Raw genomic sequence first — 20,703 nt, forward strand, 5'->3', positions numbered from 1 at the left:
CCTAGGCAGTAATATCTCGACACACACTCTCTGCCTAGGCAGCTAACTGGTGGTCAGATGAAGCATTTCAAACCCGACGACTTTCACAATTGCCATCTCGGCCTGCTGCTGGGGCGTGCCGCCCTGCTCAAGGACCGGATCATTGACACCCACATGGAGCCCCACGGCATCACAGCCGCGCAGTTCAAGGTGCTGATCATCATGGCCCAGTTCGGCGTCGATACCCCGGCCGAGCTGTGCCGCCACCTGTCCCTGGACAGCGGTTCGATGACCCGCATGCTCGACCGCCTGCAGCAGAAGGACTTCCTGGCGCGTCAACGCTCGGAGGACGACCGGCGCCAGGTGCGCCTGGTGCTGACCGAGGAAGGTCGCAAGCTTGCTGATCGGCTGCCTTACATCGGTGCCAATGCAATGAACCAGTTGGCGGGTGCCATCTCTCCTGAGGAGTTGCGCACCCTTGAGCAGATTCTCAAGAAAATTTTGCTGGCTGCCGGTGACCCGATCACCATCCTGCGTTTAGGTGAAAAATGAGCAGTAAAACCTCGCGTACCCGCCTCAGCCTGGTGCTGTTGGCCATGAGTCTGGCCGGCTGTGCCAATTACAGCGGCCTGGATACCTCCGGCGTAAGCCTTGAGGCGAAAAGCCTAGCAGCGGGACAGTCTCTCAACGGTGTGACTTTGTCGCCGGCAGCCTGGCCACAAAGTGACTGGTGGAAAAGCCTGGGCGATACCCAGCTTGACGGGCTGATCCAGGAAGCCCTGCGGGACAGCCCGGACATGCAGATCGCCAGTGCCCGTGCCCATCAGGCCAATGCTGCGGCCTATGCCGCGGATGCCGAGCGGATGCCGACCCTGGATGCCAGTGCCGGTATCAGCCGCTCGCGCCTGGCCCGTGACCAGGACCCGCTGGGGCAGGGCGGGGCCTATTCCACGGTGCGCAACATTGGCGCCAGCTTCAATTACAACTTCGATCTCTGGGGGGGCCAGCGCGCGGCCTGGGAAGCAGCGCTGGGGCAGGCCCGAGCCGCTGAAGTCGACCGCCAGGCAGCGAGTCTGACCCTGGCCGCCGATGTAGCGCGTGCCTACAGCGACCTGGGGCGTGCGCATATCGTGTACGACCTGGCGAACGAGGACCTCAAGCGTACCCGGCAGATGCTCGACCTGAGTCGCCGTCGCCTGGACTCCGGGATCGACAGTCAGTACCAGTACCAGCAGACCGAAAGTCTGGAGGCCAGCTCCCAGGCCAGCCTGATCGACGCCGAGAAGCAATTGCAGAGCGCGAAGATCGCCTTGGCCGTGTTGCTCGGCAAGGGTCCGGATCGGGCCGATGACATCTCCCGACCCAAGGTCCTGCAAGCCAGCGCCGTAGCCCTGCCTTCGACGCTGCCTGCTGAACTGCTGGGGCGCCGGCCGGATCTGGTGGCGGCTCGCTGGCGGGTGGAAGCGGCGAGCAAGAACATCGATGCCAGCAAGACCCGTTTCTACCCCAACCTCAACCTCAGTGCGCGAGCGGGCACCGAGGCGTTGCTGGGGGATGCGCTGTTCGGTTCCGCCAGTCGCTTCTTCAGTATCGCGCCGACTGTCTCGCTGCCGATTTTCGACGGCGGGCGGCTGCGGGCTGACCTGGACGCCCGGGATGCCGACTACGACCTGGCAGTCGCGCAATACAACAAGACCCTGGTGGCTGCCCTGGGGGATGTCAGCGACAGCATCTCCCAGCTGCGGGAAATCGGACGGCAGATCGTCGCCCAGCAGCACGCCACCGACATCGCTCAGGACTCTTACAACACCGTGGTCCAGCGTTTCGGCTCCGGGATCGGCAACTACCTGGACGTGCTGAGCATTGAGCAGCAACTGCTGCAGGCCCAGCGCCAGCTGGCCACGCTGAATGCTCAGCAGATCGATCTGTCGATTCAATTGATGCAGGCGTTGGGGGGCGGCTTCGGTGCCCAGAACCTGGCTTCGGCCGACCCAGCCCCAGCTCCTCAGACTAAATAATTCGAGGTATTTGTCATGGCCACTGCCGACACTCAAGCAACCGAAAACACCCCGGACGCCGGTAACTCCCGCAAGCGCAAAGTCATGCTCCTGGGGCTGACGGCCATCGTCATTCTCGGCGGTCTGGGCGTGTTCGCCTGGCACGAACTTTATGGGCGCTGGAATGAAAGCACCGACGATGCCTATGTCAACGGCAACGTCGTGGAGATCACCCCGCTGGTCACCGGCACGGTGGTCAGCATCGGCGCCGACGATGGTGATCTGGTGCATGAGGGCCAGGTGCTGATCAACTTCGACCCCAACGATGCCCAGGTCGGCCTGCAGAGTGCCGAGGCCAATCTGGCCCGCACCGTACGCCAGGTGCGCGGCTTGTACAGCAACGTCGATGGCATGCGGGCCCAAGTGGCGGCGCAGAAGGCCGAAGTGCAGAAAGCCCAGGACAACTTCAATCGCCGCAAGAACCTCGCGGCCAGCGGAGCGATTTCCCAGGAGGAACTGTCCCACGCTCGTGATGACCTGACCTCGGCGCAAAATGCCCTGGCCAACGCCCAGCAGCAGCTCAACACCACCAATGCCCTGGTGGACGACACCGTAGTCTCCAATCACCCAGATGTGCAGGCCGCGGCCGCACAGTTGCGCCAGGCCTACCTGAACAACGCCCGCAGCACGCTGATTGCGCCAGTGACCGGTTATGTGGCTAAACGCACCGTGCAACTGGGCCAGCGGGTCCAGCCGGGCACTGCACTGATGGCGGTGATTCCCCTGGACCAGCTGTGGATCGACGCCAACTTCAAGGAAACCCAGCTGCGTGACATGCGCATTGGCCAGCCGGTAGACATCGAGGCCGACATCTATGGCAGCGATGTGAAGTACAGCGGCACCATCGATAGCCTCGGCGCCGGCACCGGTAGCGCCTTTGCCCTGTTGCCGGCGCAGAACGCCACCGGTAACTGGATCAAGATCGTGCAGCGTGTACCGGTGCGTATCCACATCAATGCCGATGAGCTGGCCAAGCACCCGCTGCGGGTCGGCCTGTCGACCCTGGTGAACGTCAACCTGCGGGATCAGAGCGGCCCGGTACTGGCCCAGCAACCACCGCAAAAGGCTTCCTTCAGCACCAACGTCTATGACCGTCAGTTGGGCGAGGCCGATGCCCTGATCGCCCGTCTGATCCACGACAACAGCGCGACCATCGGCAAGACGGCCCAGCGCTGATTCGCCAATCCGTCAACCCTGGTGTCGTCTAGAGACCAGGGTGCCAGCCCAGTTCCTAAGGATTCGCGATGAGCAATAACGCGTCTTTCACGCCTCCCAGCCTGCTGCTGAGCACCATCGGCCTGTCACTGGCGACCTTCATGCAGGTGCTCGATACCACCATCGCCAACGTGGCGTTGCCGACCATCTCTGGCAACCTCGGGGTGAGTTCGGAGCAGGGCACCTGGGTCATTACCTCGTTCGCCGTGAGCAACGCCATTGCCTTGCCACTGACCGGCTGGCTGAGCCGGCGTTTCGGTGAAGTGAAGCTGTTTATCTGGGCCACCCTGCTGTTTGTGCTGGCCTCGTTTCTCTGCGGTATTTCCACCTCGATGCCCGAGCTCGTTGGCTTTCGGGTGTTGCAAGGGGTGGTAGCAGGTCCCCTGTATCCCATGACCCAGACCCTGCTGATTGCCGTCTACCCGCCCGCGAAGAGGGGGATGGCCCTGGCGCTGCTGGCCATGGTCACGGTGGTGGCGCCGATTGCCGGGCCGATACTCGGTGGCTGGATCACCGACAGCTACAGCTGGCCGTGGATCTTCTTTATCAATGTGCCGATCGGCCTGTTTGCTGCCTGGGTGGTTCAGCAGCAATTGAAGGCGCGACCGGTGGTGACCAGTCGCCAGCCGATGGACTATATCGGCCTGCTGAGCCTGATCGTCGGGGTCGGTGCCTTGCAGATCGTTCTCGACAAGGGCAACGACCTGGACTGGTTCGAGTCCAACTTCATCATCGCCGGCACGCTGATCTCGGTGATTGCCCTGGCGGTGTTCGTGATCTGGGAAATGACCGATCGGCATCCGGTGGTCAACTTGCGGTTGTTCGCCCATCGCAACTTCCGCATCGGCACCATCGTGCTGGTGGGCGGTTACGCCGGGTTCTTCGGGATCAACCTGATCCTGCCGCAATGGTTGCAGACCCAGATGGGCTACACCGCCACTTGGGCCGGTCTGGCCGTGGCACCGATTGGCATTTTGCCGGTGCTGATGTCGCCCTTTGTCGGCAAGTACGCCCACAAGTTCGACCTGCGCCTGCTGGCTGGCCTGGCGTTCCTGGCCATTGGCCTGAGCTGCTTCATGCGTGCCGGATTCACCAATGAAGTGGACTTCCAGCACATCGCCCTGGTGCAGCTGTTCATGGGGATTGGTGTGGCGCTGTTCTTCATGCCGACCCTGAGCATCCTGATGTCCGACCTGCCGCCGCACCAGATCGCCGACGGCGCCGGCCTGGCGACCTTCCTGCGGACGCTGGGGGGGAGCTTTGCGGCGTCGCTGACGACCTGGATCTGGATTCGTCGGGCGGATCAGCACCATGCCTACATGAGCGAAAGCATGAGCATCTTCGATCCGGTCACCCGGGATGCGTTGAACAACCTCGGCGGTGCCAGCACCCAAGCCTACGCGCAGTTGGACCAAGTGCTCACCAGCCAGGCGTACATGCTCTCGACCGTGGACTATTTCACCTTGCTGGGCTGGGGCTTCATGGGCCTGATTCTGTTGGTGTGGCTGGCCAAGCCACCGTTTGCCGCCAAGGCCGGCCCGGCGTCGGCTGGGCATTGATGCCCATTGTCGTATGAGCTGGCTTGCCAGCGAAGGCGTTCGTAAGGGCGATGCCGGGCCTGCTGGCCTTTTCGCCGGCAGCCGGCTCCTACAGTGGGGCATTTGTTGTAGGAGCTGGCTTGCCAGCGAAGGCGTCCGTAAGGGCGATGCAAGGCTTGCTGGCCACTTCGCCGGCAAGCCGGTTCCTACGGTGTTGCATTTGTTGTAGGGGCTACTTGCCAGCGAAGGCGTCTGTTCAGGACGAACCGGGCAACGCCAGCTGCGTGGGTACGAAATCGAACGCAGCCAGTTGGAAACCCTGCTCGTCCACCTGCAATGCCCAGCCCTGTCGATCCCAATCCCCCAGCACGATGCGTTTGGCGGCCTGTTGGCCAATCTGCAACTTGTGAATCGCCGGGCGGTGGGTATGGCCATGAACCAGGGTGCCCACTCCATGTTCGCGCATGACCCGCGGTATTTCGTCTGGGGTCACATCGACAATGTCGTTGGCTTTCATGCGCGTCTGGGCGCGGCTTTCGTTGCGCAGCTTGCGCGCCAGCTTGCGCCGGGTGCGCAAGGGCAGATGCCGCAGAATCCACAGGCTCAACGGGTTGCGCAGGTAACGACGCATGCGCATGTAGGCTTCGTCGCGGGTGCACAGGCTGTCGCCGTGCATCAGCAGTACCGGCTCACCGTAGAAGTCGACGACGCTGGGGTCCTTGAGCAGGGTGGCGCCGGCTGCCTTGCAAAAGGCCTGGCCGAGCATGAAGTCGCGATTGCCATGCATCAGGAAGATCTGCGTGCCGCTGTCGCTGAGTTCGCGCAGTGCCTGGCAAATGGAAAGCTGGTAGGGGGTCATGGCATCGTCGCCGATCCATACCTCGAAGAAGTCCCCGAGGATGTACAGCGCCTCGGCGGCGCGGGCGCGCCCACCGAGTAAATCCAGAAACGCCCGGGTAATGTCCGGGCGTTCCTCTTCCAGATGCAAATCTGAAATCAGCAGTATCACTCAATGATCTCGGCTTTCTCGATGATCACGTCTTCTGCGGGTACGTCCTGGTGGCCGGATTTCATGGTGGTGGCCACGCCTTTGATCTTGTCGACCACTTCAGTGCCGGCGATCACTTTGCCGAATACTGCGTAGCCCCAGCCTTGAACGGTCTTGCCGCTGTGGTTGAGGAAGCTGTTGTCGGCGACGTTGATGAAGAACTGCGCGGAGGCCGAATGCGGCTCCATGGTACGGGCCATGGCGACGGTGTACTTGTCGTTGGAAAGGCCGTTGTCCGCTTCGTTCTGGATGCTTGGACGCTTGTCTTTCTTTTCTTTCATGCCAGGTTCGAAGCCGCCGCCCTGGATCATGAAGTTACCGATGACGCGGTGAAACACGGTGTTCTCGTAGTGCCCGGCTTTCACGTATTCGACGAAGTTGGCCACGGTCAACGGGGCTTTCTCGGCGTTCAATTCCAGCACGATCTCGCCGTGGTTGGTGGTCAGTTTGACTTGGGTCATGGTCGGTACTCTTTATAAGGAGAAGCGTTTTCAAGAAAATCCTGGGTAGCGGGGCACGCATGCGGTCCGCACCGATTTGGCCATCCTGCAGCCAAGGAGCGCAGTTTAGCGTGACCGCCATGAATTTCGAGGCTGTTTTTTCACTTGCACGCTATTAATAGCCGCAGTTTTAAAGCTGCGCTCTGTCAGGCACTTGACAGCATCGGCTATGATACTCGTTTTGATTTATCAGGCCGCACCCGGCCGCGCACTTGTACGTTCAAGGATCCTATGAGCAAGCCCACTGTCGACCCTACCTCGAATTCCAAGACTGGACCGGCCGTACCGGTCAACTTCCTGCGCCCGATCATCCAGGCGGACCTGGACTCGGGTAAGCACACACAGATCGTGACCCGCTTCCCTCCGGAGCCCAACGGTTACCTGCACATCGGTCACGCCAAGTCGATCTGCGTGAATTTCGGCCTGGCTCAGGAGTTCGGTGGTGTCACCCACCTGCGCTTTGACGACACCAACCCGGCCAAGGAAGACCAGGAGTACATCGACGCCATCGAAAGCGACGTCAAGTGGCTGGGTTTTGAGTGGTCCGGTGAAGTGCGCTATGCCTCGCAATATTTCGACCAATTGCACGACTGGGCCGTGGAACTGATCAAGGCAGGCAAGGCCTACGTCTGCGACCTGACTCCCGAGCAAGCCAGGGAGTACCGCGGTAGCCTCACCGAAGCGGGCAAGAACAGCCCGTTCCGCGAGCGTTCGGTTGAAGAGAACCTGGACTGGTTCGCCCGCATGCGTGCCGGCGAATTCCCAGACGGTGCACGTGTGCTGCGGGCCAAGATCGACATGGCCTCGCCGAACATGAACCTGCGCGACCCGATCATGTATCGCATCCGCCATGCCCATCACCACCAGACCGGTGACAAGTGGTGCATCTACCCCAACTACGACTTCACCCACGGTCAGTCGGACGCCATCGAAGGCATCACCCATTCGATCTGCACCCTGGAATTCGAAAGCCACCGTCCGCTGTACGAATGGTTCCTCGAGCACTTGCCGGTGCCGGCGCACCCGCGTCAGTACGAATTCAGCCGCCTGAACCTGAACTACACCATCACCAGCAAGCGCAAGCTCAAGCAACTGGTGGACGAGCAGCACGTGAATGGTTGGGACGACCCGCGCATGTCGACCCTGTCGGGCTTCCGCCGCCGCGGCTACACCCCGGCGTCGATCCGCAACTTCTGCGAGATGGTTGGCACCAACCGCTCCGACGGCGTGGTCGACTACGGCATGCTGGAATTCAGCATCCGCCAGGACCTCGACGCGAATGCCCCGCGCGCCATGTGCGTGCTGCGTCCGTTGAAAGTCGTGATCACCAACTACCCGGAAGACCAGATCGAGAACCTCGAACTGCCGCGTCATCCGCAGAAAGAAGAACTGGGCGTGCGCAAGCTGCCGTTCGCCCGTGAAATCTACATCGACCGTGATGACTTCATGGAAGAGCCGCCGAAGGGCTACAAGCGCCTGGAGCCCAACGGTGAAGTGCGGCTGCGCGGCAGCTACGTGATCCGTGCTGACGAAGCGATCAAGGATGCCGAGGGCAATATCGTCGAGCTGCGTTGCTCCTACGATCCGGACACCCTGGGCAAGAACCCTGAAGGCCGTAAGGTCAAGGGCGTGATCCACTGGGTGCCGGCTGCCGCCAGCGTCGAGTGCGAAGTGCGCCTGTACGATCGTCTGTTCCGTTCTCCGAACCCGGAGAAGGCCGAGGACAGCGCGAGTTTCCTGGACAACATCAACCCTGACTCCCTGCAAGTGCTCACTGGTTGTCGTGCCGAACCCTCGCTGGGCAACGCACAGCCGGAAGACCGTTTCCAGTTCGAGCGCGAAGGCTACTTCTGCGCGGATATCAAGGACTCGAAACCCGGTGCTCCGGTATTCAACCGTACCGTGACCCTGCGCGACTCCTGGGGTCAGTGATTCAGTCAAGGAACTAACGTGCTAACGATCTACAACACGCTCACCAAGAGCAAAGAAGTCTTCAAGCCTTTGGATGGCAACAAGGTGCGCATGTACGTGTGCGGCATGACCGTGTACGACTACTGCCACTTGGGGCACGGCCGCAGCATGGTGGCCTTCGACCTGATTACCCGCTGGCTGCGTTTCAGCGGTTATGACCTGACGTACGTGCGCAACATCACCGATATCGATGACAAGATCATCAATCGTGCCAATGAGAACGGTGAGTCCTTCGAGGCCTTGACCGAGCGTATGATCGCGGCGATGCACGAGGACGAGGCGCGGCTGAATATCCGCAAGCCGGACATGGAGCCGCGGGCCACCGACCATATCCCTGGCATGCACGCGATGATCCAGACCCTGATCGACAAGGGTTATGCCTACGCTCCGGGCAATGGCGACGTGTACTACCGCGTCGGTAAGTTCATGGGCTATGGCAAGCTGTCGCGCAAGAAGATCGAAGACCTGCGCATCGGTGCGCGGATCGAAGTGGATGAGTCGAAGCAGGACCCGCTGGACTTCGTGCTGTGGAAAGCCGCCAAGCCGGGCGAGCCGAGCTGGGAGTCGCCGTGGGGGGCTGGTCGTCCGGGCTGGCATATCGAGTGCTCGGTGATGTCCACCTGCTGCCTGGGTGAGACCTTCGACATTCATGGCGGTGGCAGCGATCTGGAGTTCCCGCACCACGAGAACGAGATTGCCCAGAGCGAGGCGGCGACCGGCAAGACCTACGCCAATGCCTGGATGCACTGCGGCATGATCCGCATCAATGGCGAGAAGATGTCCAAGTCCTTGAACAACTTCTTCACCATTCGCGACGTGCTCGACAAGTACCATCCGGAAGTGGTGCGTTACCTGCTGGTGGCCAGCCACTACCGCAGCGCCATCAACTACTCGGAAGACAACCTCAAGGACGCCAAGGGCGCGCTGGAGCGTTTCTATCACGCGCTCAAGGGCCTGCCAAAGGTCGCTCCGGCCGGTGGCGAAGCCTTCGTCGAACGTTTCACCCAGGTGATGAACGACGACTTCGGTACTCCGGAAGCCTGTGCCGTACTGTTCGAGATGGTGCGTGAGATCAACCGCCTGCGTGAGAGCGATATCGATGCGGCGGCGGGTCTGGCAGCGCGTCTGAAAGAGCTGGCCAGCGTGCTGGGCGTGCTGCAACTGGAAGCCGATGACTTCCTGCAGGCCGGTGCCGAAGGTCGGGTCGATGGGGCACAGGTCGAGGCGCTGATCCAGGCCCGTCTGGCAGCCCGTGCCAACAAGGATTGGGCTGAGTCCGACCGTATTCGCGATCAGATCACCGCCATGGGCGTGATTCTGGAAGACGGCAAGGGCGGTACGACCTGGCGCCTGGCTGACTAAGCTGGCGTTTGCTGCAACAAGAAACCCGCCTGGTGCGGGTTTTTTGTTGCCCTTCGAACAGTGCCGGATCAGGCCAGCGAGGCGAGGCGCTCCACTGTGTCCGGGTAGCGCTCCACCAGGCGCATCAAGGTCGTGGCCTGGGCGTTGGGTGTGGCGCGGCCTTGTTCCCAGTTTTCCAGGGTACGGGTGTTGGTGCGCAGGTACATGGCGAATACTGAACGCGAGAGGTTGAGTTGCTGGCGGATGTTCATCACCTCGGTAGCAGTGATGGGGGGCAGTTTGTCCAGCTTCACTTTATGGCTGCGCAGGGTGATCTTGCCCTGGCGCTCCTGGGTGAGGGCGTCGATGCCTTCTACCAGTTCGGAAAAGATGTCACGTTTGATCATGTCTTCTGGCCTCGATTTCACGTTCCAGCAGTTGTTTGAGCTGTTGTCGGTGCTGCGGTAGCAGGTCGTCCATCTGCTCCTTGTCGAACAGGGTGAAGAGCCAGAACTGCGCCCCTCCGGACCACCAGTAATAAATCACTCTCAGCCCGCCACGCCTGCCCTTGTTGCGTCGCTCATCGACGAAACGCATCTTGCGCAAGCCGCCAGTGCCCTGAATCAGAACCCCCGCGTGCGGGTGGCGCAGCAACTCGATCTGCAGTTCGCAGAACAACTCGTCGTCAAGGAAGTCCTTTCGGTATCGTGCAAATGCCGGTAGTTCAATAAACAGAGCATTCATTTCATACGCTTACTGCGTATAGACTGGATGACGCTGCAGCTTTGGTCAAGGCCCGCTGAGCGCCGCGTTTGATCTGGCAACAGTCTATGCCTGCGGCATTGGGCTGAATGTCGGACCGGGCCGACGTGACAGGAAGGGCGATTCCGAGTTTCGCTGGGAAGAGGGGAGGGCAGGGCCCTGAAATGCAAAACGGCACCCGAAGGTGCCGTTCTGTTTGTTGCGTTGAAACCTAAGCGATCAACCCGCCAGGCCGGAGTGCTGGACCAGGGTCAGCAGCGGCTGTGGGTATACGCCGAGGAAGAACGCCAGGACCGCGATGGCCAGCAGCATGACGCCACCGGCTTTCTGTTCCCAGTGCAGTTGGGCATCTACGCGGCGCAGGTTCGGCTCGATCAGGTACAGGGTGACCATCACTCGCAGGTAGTAGAAGACGCCGATGGCGCTGCCCATGACCAGGGAACCGACCAGCCACCATTGGTGCGCTTCGACACCGGTAGCGATGATGTAGAACTTGCCGATGAAGCCCGCGGTCAGCGGGATACCGGCCAGGGACAGCATCATCACGGTGAGGACGGCGGTCAGGTACGGACGGCGCCAGAACAGGCCGCGGTACTCGTACAGGGCGTCGGCATCACGGCCTTTGTACGGCGAGGACATCAGGGTGATCACGCCGAAGGCGCCAAGGCTGGTGATCACGTAGGTGACCAGGTACACGCCGATGGCTTCCATGGCCAGACCCTTGCTGGCCACCAGGGCGATCAGCAGGTAGCCGAAGTGGACGATGGACGAGTAACCCAGCAGACGCTTGAGGTTGCTCTGGGTCAGCGCCAACAGGTTGCCCACCAGGATCGAGGCAATGGCGATCACGGTCAGCACGTTGCTCAGGACACCGCTGCTGGCCACTGGCGAGAGCTGGAACAGACGCACCAGTACCGCGAACACCGCCACCTTGCTGGCGGTGGCCAGGAAGGCCGCCACCGGAGCTGGAGCGCCTTCGTAGACGTCCGGGGTCCACAGGTGGAACGGTACCAACGACAGCTTGAAAGCCAGGCCGATCAGCATCATGCCCAGGCCCAGTTGCGCCAGCGGGCTTGGCAACCCGGTGGCGGCCAGGGCTTGACCGATGCCGCTGAAGCTCAGGCTGCCGGCTTCTGCGTAGAGCAAGGCCATGCCGAACAACAGGAAGCCCGAACCGGCGGCGGACAGCACCATGTACTTGATGCCGGCTTCCAGGGAGCGCTTGTTGAAGAAGGCATAGGCCACCAGGCCGTAGACCGGTACCGAGAGCAGCTCCAGGCCGATGAACAGGCCGGCCAGGTTCTGCGCGCTGACCAGCACCAGGCCACCGGCGGCGGCCAGCAGGATCAGCAGGTACAGCTCTTCACGGTTGCCCGGGTAGCCGCTGCTGCCGTCGCCCAGGTAGGCGTGGGCCAGGGTGACGCAGGCCAAGGTGGCCACCAGGATCAGGGCCATGTAGAGGCAGGCGAACTGGTCGATCTGCAACAGCGGGGTGACCGCCAGGGGTGCCACTTTCAGCACCGGGAAGATCGACAGCAATGCCAGGTTCAGACCGGCCACCGACAGCAGGAAGGTCTGGGCGTGGTTGCGCCGCCAGGCGATCGCCAACATCACCACCACAAGGGTGGCGCTGGTGATCAGCAGCGGCGCCAGGGCTATAAAGTGTTGAATCGTAAAGTCCATAGCGCTCTTACCGGGCCGAAGCGAGTTGAGTGAAGGCGGTGCTGAGCCATTGCTGCACGCCATGCATGGTGGCGGCAGAGGTATCGAGGAACGGTTGCGGGTACACGCCGATGTAGATCAGCAGGACCGCCAGTCCCAGCACCATGATCAGTTCGCGAGCATCCATGCCGTGCAGCACCGCGTCCGATTTGGACGGGCCGAAGTAGGCACGGTGGATCATGATCAGCGAGTAGACCGAGCCGAACACCAGGCCGGACGTCGCGATCGCGGTGATCCATGGCGCACTGACGAAGGTGCCGATCAGGATCAGGAACTCGCCGACAAAGTTACCGGTGCCCGGCAGGCCCAGAGAAGCGGCTGCAAAGAACAGGCTGATGGCCGGCAGGTAGGCGATACGCGACCACAGGCCGCCCATTTCACGCATGTCGCGGGTATGGGTGCGTTCGTACAGCTGGCCGCTGAGGATAAACAGCGCGGCTGCCGAAACACCGTGGGCCAGCATCTGGATCACCGCGCCCTGCAGGGCCTGCTGGCTGCCGGAGTAGATACCGATCAGCACGAAGCCCATGTGGGAAACGCTGGAGAAGGCGATCAGACGCTTGATGTCGGTCTGGGCGAAGGCCAGGAAGGCGCCGTAGAAGATGCCGATCAGACCCAGGGTCATGGCGATCGGTGCGAACTCTGCCGAGGCGTTGGGGAACAGCGGCAGGGCGAAACGCAGCAGGCCGTAGGCCGCCGTCTTCAACAGGATGCCCGCCAGGTCCACGGAACCGGCGGTCGGTGCCTGGGCGTGAGCGTCAGGCAGCCAGGAGTGGAACGGCACCACCGGCAGCTTCACCGCGAAGGCGATGAAGAAGCCGAGCATCAGGATGTACTCGGTGGCGGTGGACATCTTGGTCTTCAGCAATTGGGCGTAATCGAAGGTGATCACCCCGGTGTTGTTGAAGTTGACCAGCACCAGACCCAGGATCGCCACCAGCATGATCAGGCCGGAAGCCTGAGTGAAGATGAAGAACTTGGTTGCTGCGTAAATCCGGGTTTTCTTGCCGTCTGCCGAGCTGTGACCCCAGAGCGCGATGAGGAAGTACATCGGCACCAGCATCATTTCCCAGAAGAAGAAGAACATGAACAGGTCCAGCGCCAGGAACACGCCGACCACACCGCCCAGGATCCACATCAGGTTCAGGTGGAAGAAGCCCACGTGACGCTGAATCTCTTTCCAGGAGCAGAGTACCGAGAGGATACCCAGCAGGCCGGTCAGCAGGATCATCAACAGCGACAGGCCGTCCAGCGCCAGGTGCACGTTGATGCCGAAGCGCTCGATCCACACATGCTTGAACTCGATGGCCCAAGTTGGATCGGCGCCAGGCGCCGGAGCAAATGAATAGTTACCGTGGGCCCACAGCCAGAGGCCGAGAGCGAGTTCCAGGGTCATGGTCAACAGCGCAATCCAGCGGGGGAGGGTGGCGCCGAAGCGCTCACCCAGCCAGCACAGCAGGCCGCCGATGAAGGGGATCAGGATTAGCCAAGGCAGAATCATGACGGGCTCAATTCCTTTCGCAAGTTCGCAAGGTTCATATCAGACCGCTACCAGCACAATGGCGCCGATGACCAGCACGGCACCGGCTGCCATCGAGGCGGCGTACCAACGCAGTTGACCGGTCTCGGTACGGCTCAGGGAGTTGTGACCCCCTTTGGCCATACGCGGGATCAAACCGATGGTCTGATCGAGCGGGTCCTTGCGCAGTACATGGCTGATGGCCAGGTATGGCTTGACGAACAGTTTGTCGTAGATCCAGTCGAAGCCCCAGGCGGCGAACCACCAGGCCGAGAGCAGACGCCCGATGCCGCTGTTGGCGATGGCGGTCACAACGCGACGCTTGCCAAGGAACAACAGGGCGGCCAGCAGGATACCGGCCAGGGCGATGGCGCCCGAGGCGATTTCCAGGCTGTGCTTGGCTTCGCCACCGGCATGACCGACGCTCAGCGGCAGTACACCATGCAGGGGCGGAGTGATCATCGCGCCGATCCCGGTGGACAGCACGATCAGCACCACCAGCGGCAGCCAGTGGGAAATCCCGTGGCCGGCGTGGGCTTCGGTCTTGGCTTCACCGTGGAAGGTGATGAAGATCAGGCGGAAGGTGTACAGCGAGGTCATGAACGCACCCACCAGACCGGCGTACAGCAGGCCATGGTTGCCACTGGCGAAGGCTTCCCAGAGGATCTCGTCCTTGGAGTAGAAGCCCGCGGTCACCAAAGGCAGGGCCGCCAGGGCGGCGCCACCGACGATGAAGCTGGCGTAGGCCAGAGGCAGTTTCTTCCACAGGCCGCCCATCTTGAAGATGTTCTGCTCGTGGTGGCAGGCAACGATCACCGCACCGGAAGCAAGGAACAGCAGGGCCTTGAAGAAGGCGTGGGTCATCAGGTGGAAGATCGCGCCGTCCCAGGCGCCAACGCCCAGGGCCAGGAACATGTAGCCGATCTGGCTCATGGTGGAGTAGGCGAGGATCCGCTTGATGTCGGTCTGCACCAGCGCGGCGAAGCCGGCCAGTACCAGGGTCACGCCGCCCACCAGGCCTACCAGGTGCAGGACTTCCGGCGCCAGGGTGAACAGACCGTGGGTACGGGCGATCAGGTAGACGCCGGCGGTCACCATGGTCGCGGCGTGGATCAGTGCCGAAACCGGGGTCGGGCCGGCCATCGCGTCCGCCAGCCAGGTCTGCAGCGGCAGTTGCGCGGATTTACCCACGGCGCCGCCCAGCAGCATCAGGGTCGCCAGGGTGATCCAGAAGTCGCCGGCCTGGAATTTCTGCGGTGCCAGCACCAGCAGTTCCTGGACGTTCAGCGTGCCCACCTGTTGGAACAGAATGAACAGGCCGATGGCCATGAACACGTCGCCGATACGGGTGACGATAAAGGCCTTGAGTGCGGCGTTACCGTTGTTGCGGTTGCTGTAGTAGAAACCGATCAACAGATAGCTGCACAGGCCCACGCCTTCCCAGCCGAAGTACAGGAACAACAGGTTATCGCCCAGCACCAGGAACAGCATGCTGGCGATAAACAGGTTGGTGTAGGCGAAGAAGCGCGAGTAGCCGGCTTCACCGCGCATGTACCAGGACGCGAACAGGTGGATCAAAAAGCCCACGCCCACCACCACACCCAGCATGGTCACGGACAGACCATCCAGGTACAGGGCGAAGTTCGGCGCGAAACCGTCCACCGACATCCACTGCCACAGCACCTGGGTGTAGTGACCACCCTCGGGCGGCGCGACGTTGAATTGCCAGATCACGTAGGCGGCCACGATGGCCGAAAGGCCAATGGAGCCGACGCCGATCAGGGCCGAGAGGTTTTCCGAGAGGCGTCCCCGGGAGAACGACAGCAACAGGAAACCGATCAGGGGGAATACGAAAGTCAGAAAGAGAAGGTTCATCCGCGCATCTCGCTGGCTGCATCGATATCGAGAGTGTGGAAGCGGCGGTACAGCTGCAGCAGGATCGCCAGGCCAATACTGGCCTCGGCGGCTGCCAGGCTGATCACCAGGATGAACATCACTTGTCCATCCGGTTGCGCCCAGCGGGCGCCCGCAACGATGAAGGCCAATGCCGAGGCGTTCATCATCACTTCCAGGCTCATCAATACGAAGAGGATGTTACGGCGGACCATCAGGCCGACAAGACCGAGGCAGAACAGGATGCCGGCAACTGCCAGGCCATGTTCCATCGGGATAGTACCGAGAGGGATAGTAGGCATCGTGTTACTCCTTCGCCTCGTTGCGGCCCAAGTGGAACGCCGTGACGGCTGCGGCGAGCAGCAGCATCGAGGCGAGTTCGACCACCAGCAGGTAAGGGCCGAACAGGCTGATGCCCACGGCCTTGGCGTCGACGGTGGTTTGACCGATACCGGCACCGCTCTGGTGGCTGAACAATACGTACAGCAGTTCAGCCAGCAGCAGGGCGGCGAGAATCACCGGGCCGATCCAGATGCCGGGCGTGAGCCAGATGCGCTCCTGCTGGGCCGCGGCCGGGCCGAGGTTGAGCATCATCACCACGAACACGAACAGCACCATGATGGCGCCGGCGTAGGCGATCACTTCCAGGGCACCGGCGAACGGTGCGCCGAGGCTGAAGAAGGTCATGGCCACGGCGATCAACGAAATGATCAGGTAGAGCAGGGCGTGCACAGGGTTGGTGTTGGTGACCACGCGCAGCGTGGAAACAACGGCAACACCTGATGCGAAATAGAAAGCGAATTCCATCGTTCTTCCTTAAGGCAGCAAGCTCTTCACGTTGATCGGCTCGGCTTCATTCTGCGCGGAGCCTTTTGGCTTACCGGCAATGGCCATACCTGCAACACGATAGAAGTTGTAGTCAGGGTTCTTTCCGGGACCGGAGATCAAGAGATCCTCTTTCTCGTAAACCAGGTCCTGACGTTTGAACTCGGCCATCTCGAAATCCGGTGTCAGCTGGATTGCGGTGGTCGGACAGGCTTCCTCGCAGAGACCGCAGAAAATGCAGCGCGAGAAGTTGATGCGGAAGAAGTCCGGGTACCAGCGACCGTCTTCGGTTTCAGCTTTCTGCAGCGAGATGCAACCCACAGGGCAGGCCACGGCGCACAGGTTGCAGGCTACGCAACGCTCTTCGCCATCGGGGTCGCGAGTCAGGACGATACGGCCACGGTAGCGTGGCGGCAGGTACACCGGCTCTTCGGGGTATTGCAGGGTGTCGCGTTTGCGAAAGCCGTGACCGAACACCATCACCAGGCTGCGCAACTGGGTACCAGTACCCTTAACGATGTCGCCAATATATTTGAACATGGGTCAAATCCTCACTGAACCGCGCCCGCAGGCGTGTTCAACAACACAAGCGCAGCGGTCACCAGCAAATTGATCAGGGTCAGCGGCAGGCAGAATTTCCAGCTGAAGTCCATCACCTGGTCATAACGCGGGCGCGGGATAGAGGCGCGCAGCAGGATGAACAGCATGATGAAGAACGCGGTCTTCAAGGCGAACCAGACGAAGGACAGTTGCGGCAGGATGCCGAACGGACCGTGCCAGCCACCGAAGAACAGGGTGACCAACAGTGCCGAGATCAAGATGATGCCGATGTACTCACCAACGAAGAACATGCCCCATTTCATGCCGGCGTATTCAATGTGGTAACCGTCGGCCAGTTCCTGCTCCGCTTCCGGCTGGTCGAAGGGGTGACGGTGAGTCACGGCCACGCCAGCGATGAAGAAGGTACAGAAGCCGAAGAACTGCGGAATGATGAACCACAGGTTCTGCGCCTGGTACTCGACGATGTCGCGCATGTTGAAGGAACCGACCTGAGCCACGATGCCCATCAGCGCCAGGCCCATGAACACTTCGTAGGACACGGTCTGGGCCGAAGCCCGCAAGCTGCCCAGCAGGGCGAACTTGTTGTTACTCGACCAGCCGGCGAACAGCACCGCGTAGACCGACAGGCCCGCCATGGCGAAGAAGAACAGCAGGCCGATGTTCAGGTCCGCGACGCCCCAGGTCGGGGTGATCGGGATGATCGCGAAGGCGATCAGCAGGGCGGACATGGCGACCACCGGTGCCAGGGTGAAGATCACCTTGTCGGCAAACGGCGGGGTCCAGTCTTCCTTGAAGAACATCTTCAGCATGTCGGCGGCGATCTGGAACATGCCGAACGGGCCAACGCGGTTCGGACCGTAACGGTCCTGCCACCAGCCCAGCAGGCGACGTTCGACGAAGCTCAGCAGCGCACCGGCGATTACCACCGCCAGCAGGATCACGACGGCCTTGACGACCGTCAGGATCACGTCGATCACTTCAGGGGTAAACCAACTCATTGCGCCGCCTCCTGCAGACCGTCAACGGATTTGCCAAAGAACGCCGGAGGAATCCCCGCCAGACCGGCAGGCAGCCCCACCAGGCCAGCACCCAGCTCTTCGTTGATGCGCAGTGGCAGACGCAGGGTCTGGCCGGCTACGTTCACTGCGAGCAGGGCACCGTCGTTGACACCCAGGCGATCGGCTTCGGACTTGGCCAGGGCCACGTAGGCCGCCGGAATGCGTTCCTGTACCGGAGCGGCTTTCGAAGAGTTCTCTTCGCTGCCGAACAGGTGATAGAACGGCACCGCTTGCCAGGTGCCCTGAGCCGGAGAGAAGGCCCGCGGTACGCTGGAGAACCAGTTGAGACGGTCGCCCTGGCTTTCGATCAGGCGAGTACCCGGATCACCGGCACGCAGATGGCCGCCGACTTCGTCCTGGAACTTGTTCCAGGCTTGCGGCGAGTTCCAGCCCGGCGACCAGGCGAACGGCACTTGCGAGCGCGGTTCGGCGGAGCCCGAGTAACCTTCCATGGAGTAGGCGAAGGCGGTATCCGGGTCTTGCGGGGTGCGCGGTTCATGCACGCTCTGGTTGGCGCGCATGGCGGTACGGCCGCTGTAGCGCAGCGGTTCGCGGGCCAGTTTCAGGCCTTTGATACGGAACGCTGCGGAAGGTGCTGCGTCGATGATGGAAGCCAGTTGCGGGGTGCTCGCGGCGCAGGCAGCGGTCACGTGGTCCAGCTGGGTCCAGTCCACCGGCTTGTTCAGCAGAGTGCTGCGCAGGGCATGCAGCCAGCGCCAGCCTTCGTGGACCATGATGCTGGCGTCCAGGTAGGTCGGATCGAAGACCTGGAAGAAGCGCTGGGCGCGACCTTCCTGGCTGACCAGGGTGCCATCGCCTTCGGCGAAGCTGGCCGCCGACAGCACCAGGTGCGCGCGCTCAACGGTGGCGGTCTGTTGATGATCGGCAACGATCACCACCTTCGCCGCGTTCAGTGCGGCATCCACTTTGGCTGCGTCGGTGCGGGTATACAGGTCGTTTTCCAGCACCACGATGGCGTCGGCCTTACCGTCGATCACCGTCTGCAGGGCCGCGTCCACGGATTCGCCACCGAGCATGGCCAGGCCGAGGCTGTTGGCCTCTGGCACGATCAGGCTGATGGAGCCGGCTTTCTCGCGCAGCTTCAAGGCTTTGGCGATGTTCGCCGCAGCTTCGATCAGTGCCTTGGAGCCCAGGGAGGTACCGGAAATGATCAGTGGACGCTTGGCCGCCAGCAGAGCGTCGGCAATGCGCTTGGCCAGTTCCAGGGCTTCACTGTCCAGGCCTTCCACGGCAGGGGCGCTGGCGTCGATGGCGTGGGCCACGGCGAAACCGATGCGCGCCAGGTCGTCTGGAGCGGCGTGTACACACTCCTCGGCCACGTCGTCGAGCTTGGTTTCAGCCAGGCTGGCAATGAACAGCGGGTTCAGCGCGTGCTGGCCGATGTTCTTCACGGCGGCGTCGAGCCAAGGCTGGACGCGCATGGCGTCGGCCATTTCCTCGGCCTTGCCCTTGACCGACTGGCGCAGGGCCAGGGCCATGCGTGCGGCGGTTTGGGTCAGGTCTTCGCCAAGGACGAAGATGGCATCGTGGTCTTCGATCTCGCGCATGTTCGGAACCGGCAGCGGACTGTCGTTCAGAACCTGCAGAACCAGGCGGATGCGCTCCAGTTCAGAAGCTTCGATACCACTGTAGAAGTGCTCGGCACCGACCAGCTCACGCAGCGCGTAGTTGCTTTCCAGGCTGGCGCGAGGCGAGCCGATACCGACGATGTTGCGACCGCGTAGCAGGTCGGCCGCCTGGTCCAGCGCCTGGTCCAGAGTCAGCTGGGTGCCATCGGCCAGGCGTGGCTGGCGCGGACGGTCCTTGCGGTTGACGTAGCCGTAGCCAAAACGGCCGCGGTCGCAGAGGAAATACTGGTTCACCGAACCGTTGTAGCGGTTCTCGATGCGCCGCAGCTCGCCGTAGCGCTCGCCCGGGGAGATGTTGCAACCGCTGGAGCAGCCATGGCAGATGCTCGGCGAGAACTGCATGTCCCACTTGCGGTTGTAGCGCTCGGAGTGAGTCTTGTCGGTGAACACACCGGTCGGGCAGACCTCGGTGAGGTTGCCGGAGAACTCGCTTTCCAGGGTGCCGTCTTCAACGCGACCGAAGTACACGTTGTCGTGGGCGCCGTAGACGCCCAGGTCGGTGCCGCCGGCGTAGTCCTTGTAGAAGCGCACGCAGCGATAGCAGGCGATGCAGCGGTTCATTTCGTGGGAAATGAACGGGCCGAGGTCCTGGTTCTGGTGGGTGCGCTTGGTGAAGCGATAACGGCGCTCGTTGTGGCCGGTCATCACCGTCATGTCTTGCAGGTGGCAGTGACCGCCTTCTTCACAGACCGGGCAGTCGTGGGGGTGGTTGGTCATCAGCCACTCGACAACACTGGCGCGGAAGGCCTTCGATTCTTCATCGTCGATGGAGATCCAGGTGTTGTCAGTGGCTGGGGTCATGCAGGACATGACGATACGACCACGGGTGTCGTTCTCGTCGGTGTACTGCTTGACCGCGCACTGGCGACAGGCACCGACGCTACCGAGAGCGGGGTGCCAGCAGAAATAAGGGATGTCGAGGCCTAGTGACAGACAAGCCTGTAACAGGTTGTCCGCCCCATCGACTTCGAGCGCTTTGCCGTCTACGTGGATAGTGGCCATGGTTCAAAGTTCTTCGTTGGCCCGGTGTCAGCGGGCGTGGCTAATGGAATCTTGTTATGCGTG

Annotated in this window: 18 protein-coding genes; 6 read left to right on the forward strand and 12 right to left on the reverse strand. The window is 61.8% G+C overall.

All coding sequences use genetic code 11. The features are described from left to right. The first annotated feature begins 57 nt into the window (after positions 1–57). The 4 genes from PQT43_RS09595 (at position 58) to PQT43_RS09610 (ending at position 4,810) form a co-directional block, all read left to right on the forward strand. Positions 58–531: a MarR family winged helix-turn-helix transcriptional regulator gene (locus PQT43_RS09595; RefSeq protein ID WP_102864704.1), complete on the forward strand. Its 474-nt coding sequence runs from the start codon at positions 58–60 to the stop codon at positions 529–531. Beyond that, the gene (locus PQT43_RS09600; RefSeq protein WP_170003881.1) at positions 528–1,997 is read left to right on the forward strand and encodes an efflux transporter outer membrane subunit; all 1,470 of its coding nucleotides are present in this window, start codon (positions 528–530) and stop codon (positions 1,995–1,997) included. The genes PQT43_RS09595 and PQT43_RS09600 overlap by 4 nt, the downstream gene beginning before the upstream one ends. A gap of 15 nt (positions 1,998–2,012) precedes the next feature. Beyond that, positions 2,013–3,212, forward strand: coding sequence for an HlyD family efflux transporter periplasmic adaptor subunit (locus PQT43_RS09605; RefSeq protein ID WP_102881794.1), 1,200 nt, complete (start codon positions 2,013–2,015; stop codon positions 3,210–3,212). Between the two features lie 68 nt (positions 3,213–3,280). Then, a complete protein-coding gene (locus PQT43_RS09610) occupies positions 3,281–4,810 on the forward strand; it encodes a DHA2 family efflux MFS transporter permease subunit (RefSeq protein ID WP_102864707.1) in 1,530 nt (509 codons plus the stop codon). A 235-nt stretch (positions 4,811–5,045) separates the two neighbouring features. On the opposite strand, the gene lpxH is transcribed toward PQT43_RS09610, so the two are convergent. Beyond that, positions 5,046–5,798, reverse strand: coding sequence for a UDP-2,3-diacylglucosamine diphosphatase (gene lpxH, locus PQT43_RS09615; protein WP_170003879.1), 753 nt, complete (start codon positions 5,796–5,798; stop codon positions 5,046–5,048). Continuing rightward, positions 5,795–6,298 (reverse strand): peptidylprolyl isomerase, encoded by a 504-nt coding sequence (locus PQT43_RS09620; RefSeq protein WP_016965727.1) that lies wholly within the window; start codon positions 6,296–6,298, stop codon positions 5,795–5,797. Before PQT43_RS09620 ends, lpxH begins: the two co-directional genes overlap by 4 nt. Positions 6,299–6,568: 270 nt before the next feature. Here PQT43_RS09620 and PQT43_RS09625 point away from each other — a divergent pair, with 270 nt between their 5' ends. Beyond that, on the forward strand, positions 6,569–8,269 hold the full coding sequence (locus tag PQT43_RS09625) for a glutamine--tRNA ligase/YqeY domain fusion protein (RefSeq protein WP_102881793.1): 1,701 nt from the start codon (positions 6,569–6,571) through the stop codon (positions 8,267–8,269). 18 nt (positions 8,270–8,287) lie between these two features. Then, on the forward strand, positions 8,288–9,670 hold the full coding sequence (cysS, locus tag PQT43_RS09630) for a cysteine--tRNA ligase (RefSeq protein WP_102881792.1): 1,383 nt from the start codon (positions 8,288–8,290) through the stop codon (positions 9,668–9,670). A gap of 68 nt (positions 9,671–9,738) precedes the next feature. Here cysS and PQT43_RS09635 read toward each other — a convergent pair whose 3' ends face one another. The 10 genes from PQT43_RS09635 to nuoG all read right to left on the reverse strand — a co-directional run bounded on the left by PQT43_RS09635 (position 9,739) and on the right by nuoG (position 20,640). Further along, a complete protein-coding gene (locus PQT43_RS09635) occupies positions 9,739–10,053 on the reverse strand; it encodes a helix-turn-helix domain-containing protein (protein WP_253085202.1) in 315 nt (104 codons plus the stop codon). After that, positions 10,043–10,393, reverse strand: coding sequence for a type II toxin-antitoxin system RelE/ParE family toxin (locus PQT43_RS09640; RefSeq protein ID WP_253085158.1), 351 nt, complete (start codon positions 10,391–10,393; stop codon positions 10,043–10,045). The genes PQT43_RS09635 and PQT43_RS09640 overlap by 11 nt, the downstream gene beginning before the upstream one ends. A 237-nt stretch (positions 10,394–10,630) precedes the next feature. Then, complete coding sequence (gene nuoN, locus PQT43_RS09645) at positions 10,631–12,094, reverse strand: NADH-quinone oxidoreductase subunit NuoN (protein ID WP_272753766.1); 1,464 nt, start codon at positions 12,092–12,094, stop codon at positions 10,631–10,633. Positions 12,095–12,101: 7 nt separating this feature from the next. Then, entirely contained in the window at positions 12,102–13,634 is a 1,533-nt protein-coding gene (gene nuoM / locus PQT43_RS09650; RefSeq protein WP_011062195.1) for an NADH-quinone oxidoreductase subunit M, read from the reverse strand. A 39-nt stretch (positions 13,635–13,673) separates the two neighbouring features. Further along, positions 13,674–15,527, reverse strand: coding sequence for an NADH-quinone oxidoreductase subunit L (gene nuoL, locus PQT43_RS09655; RefSeq protein ID WP_115580499.1), 1,854 nt, complete (start codon positions 15,525–15,527; stop codon positions 13,674–13,676). Beyond that, positions 15,524–15,847 (reverse strand): NADH-quinone oxidoreductase subunit NuoK, encoded by a 324-nt coding sequence (gene nuoK, locus PQT43_RS09660; RefSeq protein ID WP_016964784.1) that lies wholly within the window; start codon positions 15,845–15,847, stop codon positions 15,524–15,526. Before nuoK ends, nuoL begins: the two co-directional genes overlap by 4 nt. Positions 15,848–15,851: 4 nt before the next feature. Further along, the gene (gene nuoJ, locus PQT43_RS09665; RefSeq protein WP_102864715.1) at positions 15,852–16,352 is read right to left on the reverse strand and encodes an NADH-quinone oxidoreductase subunit J; all 501 of its coding nucleotides are present in this window, start codon (positions 16,350–16,352) and stop codon (positions 15,852–15,854) included. 9 nt (positions 16,353–16,361) lie between these two features. Next, positions 16,362–16,910 (reverse strand): NADH-quinone oxidoreductase subunit NuoI, encoded by a 549-nt coding sequence (nuoI, locus tag PQT43_RS09670; protein ID WP_003223795.1) that lies wholly within the window; start codon positions 16,908–16,910, stop codon positions 16,362–16,364. A gap of 11 nt (positions 16,911–16,921) precedes the next feature. Then, complete coding sequence (gene nuoH / locus PQT43_RS09675; RefSeq protein WP_102864716.1) at positions 16,922–17,929, reverse strand: NADH-quinone oxidoreductase subunit NuoH; 1,008 nt, start codon at positions 17,927–17,929, stop codon at positions 16,922–16,924. Continuing rightward, complete coding sequence (gene nuoG / locus PQT43_RS09680) at positions 17,926–20,640, reverse strand: NADH-quinone oxidoreductase subunit NuoG (RefSeq protein WP_272753768.1); 2,715 nt, start codon at positions 20,638–20,640, stop codon at positions 17,926–17,928. The genes nuoH and nuoG overlap by 4 nt, the downstream gene beginning before the upstream one ends. Positions 20,641–20,703: the final 63 nt, after the last annotated feature.

Origin of the sequence: Pseudomonas sp. BLCC-B112 (assembly GCF_028550695.1) — a bacterium.
GTDB classification, from domain to species: domain Bacteria; phylum Pseudomonadota; class Gammaproteobacteria; order Pseudomonadales; family Pseudomonadaceae; genus Aquipseudomonas; species Aquipseudomonas danubii.